General features: G+C 69.7%; 6 protein-coding genes. 2 read left to right on the top strand and 4 right to left on the bottom strand.

The annotated features are described in order from the left end of the window. Positions 1 to 790, bottom strand: a 790-nt coding sequence (locus tag VNT50_RS10710; protein ID WP_325485103.1) for an HRDC domain-containing protein, incomplete at its 3' end; no start/stop codon positions are given. Beyond that, complete coding sequence (locus VNT50_RS10715) at positions 783 to 1,367, bottom strand: DUF3000 domain-containing protein (protein WP_325485104.1); 585 nt, start codon at positions 1,365 to 1,367, stop codon at positions 783 to 785. The genes VNT50_RS10715 and VNT50_RS10710, both read right to left, overlap by 8 nt. A 25-nt stretch (positions 1,368 to 1,392) precedes the next feature. Here VNT50_RS10715 and VNT50_RS10720 point away from each other — a divergent pair, with 25 nt between their 5' ends. After that, positions 1,393 to 2,625, top strand: coding sequence for an alpha/beta hydrolase family protein (locus VNT50_RS10720; protein ID WP_325485105.1), 1,233 nt, complete (start codon positions 1,393 to 1,395; stop codon positions 2,623 to 2,625). A gap of 40 nt (positions 2,626 to 2,665) precedes the next feature. On the opposite strand, the gene VNT50_RS10725 is transcribed toward VNT50_RS10720, so the two are convergent. Together VNT50_RS10725 and VNT50_RS10730 are read right to left on the bottom strand one after the other, a co-directional pair. Then, entirely contained in the window at positions 2,666 to 3,106 is a 441-nt protein-coding gene (locus VNT50_RS10725; RefSeq protein WP_325485106.1) for a SufE family protein, read from the bottom strand. Between the two features lie 45 nt (positions 3,107 to 3,151). Beyond that, entirely contained in the window at positions 3,152 to 4,057 is a 906-nt protein-coding gene (locus tag VNT50_RS10730; protein ID WP_325485107.1) for a sulfurtransferase, read from the bottom strand. Between the two features lie 132 nt (positions 4,058 to 4,189). Here VNT50_RS10730 and zapE point away from each other — a divergent pair. After that, positions 4,190 to 5,075: cell division protein ZapE (gene zapE / locus VNT50_RS10735; protein WP_325485108.1), on the top strand; the 886-nt coding region annotated here is incomplete at its 3' end.

Consider the following 5,075-nt stretch of genomic DNA (forward strand, 5'->3'; position numbering starts at 1 on the left):
TGAACGCCTTGAGGGCCGCGAGATCCTGCTTCGTCTGCGGGTCGGCGAGCACCGCCGCCACGAGCGAGCGGTCGGGCACCAGGCGTCCCGGGGCGATGTCCTGCGCTTGCGCGTACGACTCCCGCGCGAGCCAGAGCGACCGTGCGACCGCGAGGCCCTTTCGGCCACGAACAGTGTGCAGGCCGCTCAGGCGACGCCACGGATCCTCGCGCACGGGGCGCGGCGCGCGCTCGAGCACGGCAGCGAACTCCTCGCGCGCGAACTCCGCCTTGCCCTGCTCCTCGAGCTCGGCGACGAGGGCATCGCGCACGTCCACCAGGTGCTCGACGTCCTTCGCCGCGTAGTCGAGCCACGACTGGGGGAGCGGCCGGGTCGACCAGTCCGCCGCCGAGTGCGCCTTCGCGAGGGTGATGCCCAGCGTGTCCTCGACGACGGCGCCGAGACCGACGCGGTCGTGCCCGAGCAGGCGCGAGGCGAGCTCGGTGTCGAAGATCTCCAGCGGCACGAGGTCGAGCTCGCGGAGCGAGGGCAGATCCTGGCTCGCGGCGTGCAGGATCCACTCCGCTGCGCCGATCGCCGCCTGGAGCGGGCTGAAATCGCCGATGGGAGGAGGGTCGAAGAGGAAGATCCCCGCGCCGCGGCGGAATACCTGGATCAGGTAGGCCCGCTGCGAGTAGCGGAACCCGGAGGCCCGTTCGACGTCGACGGCGACGGGCCCGTCGCCGCGCGCGAGGGTCTCGGATGCCGCGGCGAGGCCTTCTGCGGTATCGATCACGACGTAGTCAGGCACGTGGCACCCTACGCGCCCCGAACACGGCGATCTGCTCCGACCCCGGCGGAAGACCTGCGAGCATGCACACGAGTTCGGCCCACGCCTCGACATGCGGGGCGAGGGCGCCCTCGGGCGACCACGAGGCGCGGAGTTCGATCTGTGCGCCGTCGCCCTGCGCCGCAAGGGACCCGAATCCCTTGGACAGCGTCTTCGTCGCCGTGCCCGATGCCGAGTGATATGTCGCCGTCCGGGAGTCGAGCGCGTCGACGAGCCACGACCAGGCGACATCCGCCAAAAGGGGATCGGTGCCGATCTCGGCCTCGACGGGGGCCTGTGCAAAGCACACGATGCGCATGGATGCGTTCCATGGCGGCGGTTCCTCGGGGTCGTGCAGGAGGATGAAGCGCCCCGTCCCGAAGGCGGAGTCGACGCCTTCCGCCTCCGGCCGAACATCGCCCGCGAGCGCGAGCGCGCTGGGGGCCAGGCCGCTCGGCGCCGGGATCTCACGAACCGAGAGGTCGTCACGGAACACGACGCCCCGTATTTCTGCTTCCGCGCGCGCGAACGCAGCATCGGTCGGGCGATCTGCTGTCACGACGACAGACTAGAGTGATGCATCGATGAAGACCCCCAGGCACGCCGCACCCGCCGCTCCTGGCCTGATCGTGGGCCTGCAGCTGACCGCCGCTGTGCTCGGCGCCGCCCTGACCGGCGTGCTCGGCGCCATCGCCTTCGTCTCACTGCGCGTCGCACGTCGGGTCGTGACTCCGGCGGCGCGCCAGGCCGACACCGTGATACTCGGCCTGGACACGTCGGCGCAGACGATCACGCTCTCTCGCACCGCCGACACCCGGCTGCCCGGGCGCTACGGCCTCTTCACGAGCGGCAGCGAGTCGTACCTGAAGCTCGGCTCGGTACTCGCCGAAGACGAGACGACGGTCAAACGCAAGCTCCTCACCCGCATCGATGGCCAGACGACGCTCGGGCGCGACGCGGCCTTCAGCGGCTGGTACTTCGATCGCCCCGAGCAGCTGCACGTGCCCTTCGCCGCCGAACTGATCGGCGCATCCGTGGGCCCGTGTCCCGCGTGGTTCTTCCCGGCGGCGGGTGCCGATGGCGCTGCGGCGAGCGATACCTGGGTCATCCAGATCCATGGCCGAGGAACGACACGATCCGAGTGCCTTCGCGCGGTCCCCGTGTTCCGCGACCTCGGCATCAACAGCCTGCTCGTGTCGTACCGCAACGACGGCGAGGCGCCCCGCAGCCGCACGGGCACTTACGGACTGGGCGCGACCGAATGGCGTGACGTCGACGCCGCCGTCGCGTTGGCACGCCGTCGCGGAGCGAAGCGCATCGTGCTGATGGGCTGGTCGATGGGGGGAGCGATCGCCCTGCAGCTCGCACTGTCATCAGCGCATCGCGATGCCATCGTCGGCGTGGTGCTGGAGTCGCCGGTCATCGAATGGCGAGTGGTCCTCGACCACCAGGCGCGGCTGCTCGGCTTGCCGCACGCGGTGAGCGACATGGCGATCGGCGCGCTGGGTGCCGAATGGGCGACCCGCGTGACCCGCACGGGCGAGCCGATCGACTTCGACCGCCTCAACGTCGTCGCCCGGGCGGACGAGCTGCGGCATCCGATCCTGATCCTGCACAGCGACGACGACGGCTTCGTGCCGGCCGATGCGTCCTACGACCTGCTCGTGGCCCGGCCCGACCTCGTCACGATGCAGACCTTCGAGACCGCGCGGCACACCAAGCTCTGGAACTACGACCAGGAGCGCTGGACCCGCACGATCTCATCGTGGCTCGAGGGCCTCGGCGTCACGAACGCCCCCGCCGGCGACGCGGACTGACGCCTCGCGTGACGCGGACTGACGCCTCGAGGCGAGCATGTCAGACGAGGGCCTTCGCCTGCACCTGACGCTTCGCGCGCATCAGCATTCCGGTCATGCCGCTGAGGCGCAGCGGCGACACGGCGCGCGTCAGCCCGATGGACTGCGGGAAGTCATTGGGGATGCCGAGCACCTCATCGGCGGAGAGCCCCGTGATGCCCTGAACCAGGATGCTCGCGAAACCCCTCGTCGTCGGCGCCTCGCGCGGCGCGGTCGCGTGCATCGCCACCCGCCCGTCGGCATCGACGTCGACGATGATGTAGACGGGCGACTGGCACTCCACTACTCGTTCGCGCAGCTCGGGGTGCGCGTCATACTCCGACGGCACATCGGGCAGCTCGTTCGAGAACTCGAGCAGCAGCTGCAGCCGATCGGGTTCGGGCAACTCGAGGAACTCGTCGCGGATCTCGGCGAGTGCCTGGGGGAGGGCGGTGTCGGTCATCACCGCAATTCTCCCACGCGGCGCCGCCCGGGCGGGCCCTGCCGGTCAGGAGAGCGCGGGGACCTCGCCGGGGTCGGTGCCCACGACGATCGGCACGCGCACGGAGCTGCCCCACTCGGTCCACGAGCCGTCGTAGTTGCGGACCTTCTCGAACCCGAGGAGGTGATGCAGCACGAACCACGTGTGGCTCGAGCGCTCCCCGATGCGGCAGTAGGCGACGATATCGTCGCCGTCGGCGAGCCCGGCGCCATCGCGGTAGATCGCGTCGAGCTCGGCGCGGGTCTTGAACCCGCCGTCCTCGGCGACCGCCTTGCCCCACGGCACGCTCTGGGCCGACGGGATGTGGCCGGCGCGCAGCGCGCTCTCCTCCGGGTACGCGGGGGCGGTCGTGCGCTCGCCCGAGTACTCCTCGGGTGAGCGCACATCGATGAGCGGGTTGCCGAGGTGCGCGAGCACGTCATCCTTGTAGGCGCGCAGCACGGAGTCGTCGCGGTCGATGACCGGATATTCCGTGGGCTCCGGCGTCGATGCGTCGGTCGTGATGGGGCGCCCCTCGGCGATCCAGCGATCGCGTCCGCCATCGAGGAGGCGGACGTCCTGGTGCCCGAACAGCGAGAACACCCAGAGAGCATAGGCCGCCCACCAGTTGTTCTTGTCGCCGTAGATGACCACCGTGTCGTCGCGGGAGATCCCCTTGCGGCTCAAAAGCTCGGCGAATCCGGCACCGTCGACGTAGTCGCGCACGACCGGGTCGTTCAGCTCCGTGTGCCAGTCCACCTTGACGGCGCCCGGAATGTGCCCGGTCTCATAGAGGAGCACGTCCTCGTCGGATTCGACGACGACCAGGCCGGGGGCGCCGAGACGTGCTTCGAGCCATTCACCGGTGACCAGCCGCCCGGGCTCGGAGTACTCGGCGAACTTTTCGGATGAGGTGTCGAACTCGACGGACAAGGTGTGCTCCTCGGGTGGTTCGAGCGGATCGCTCTGGGGGACGGCGTAGGGTTGTCACCGTCCCTCCGACCATAGGTCGCGCGGGCGTCGCCCGCACCCGTTCCGGTAAGAGTTCGACACAGGATCACTCGCATGACAACCACCAGCGCCCGCACGGGGATCATCCGCCTCTCCGACCTCCAGCCACAGGTGACGGGCGCCGAGATGGTCGCGAGCCTCGTGCCACCGCCGCAGTTCGACGACGCGACGTTCGAGACATACCGGGCGGATGCTGCATACCCGTCGCAGCAGGAGGCGAAGGAGACGCTCATGGCGTTCTCCGGCGTCGCGCCCGCCGCGAAGCGCGGCGGCTTCTTCAGCCGGCCGAAGAAGGGCCCGGAGCCGAAGCCCGGCGTCTATCTCGACGGCGGCTTCGGCGTCGGCAAGACCCATCTCCTCGCGGCGATCTACCACGCGCTTCCCGCCCGGCGGAAGTACTTCGGCTCCTTCATCGAGTACACAGCGCTCGTCGGCGCCCTCGGCTACAAGAACACCGTCGACCTGTTCCGCGGATCCGACCTCCTGTGCATCGACGAGTTCGAGCTCGACGACCCGGGCGACACGATGGTGATGACGAGACTGCTCGCCGAGCTCGTGTCCTCGGGCACACGCCTGGCCGCGACATCCAACACCCCGCCCAACGCCCTCGGCGAGGGGCGATTCGCCGCCCAGGACTTCCTCCGCGAGATCCACGCCATGTCGGCCAGCTTCCAGACCCTGCGGATCGACGGCGTCGACTACCGGCAGCGCTCCTTCGACGGCCACGCGGTCGTCCTGACCGATGCGGACTACGAATCAGCCGTGATGGATGCCGCGAACAGCGGCCTCGCCTCCGACGACGCGTTCGACGCGCTCATCGCGCATCTCGCGCGGGTGCACCCGTCGAGGTACATCCGGCTCGTAGAGAGCATCGACCTGGTCGGCATCCGCGCGGCCCGCGAGCTCACGGATCAGTCGGAGGCGCTGAGGTTCGTCGCGT

Origin of the sequence: Microbacterium sp. (assembly GCF_035554235.1) — a bacterium.
Taxonomy (GTDB): domain Bacteria; phylum Actinomycetota; class Actinomycetes; order Actinomycetales; family Microbacteriaceae; genus Microbacterium.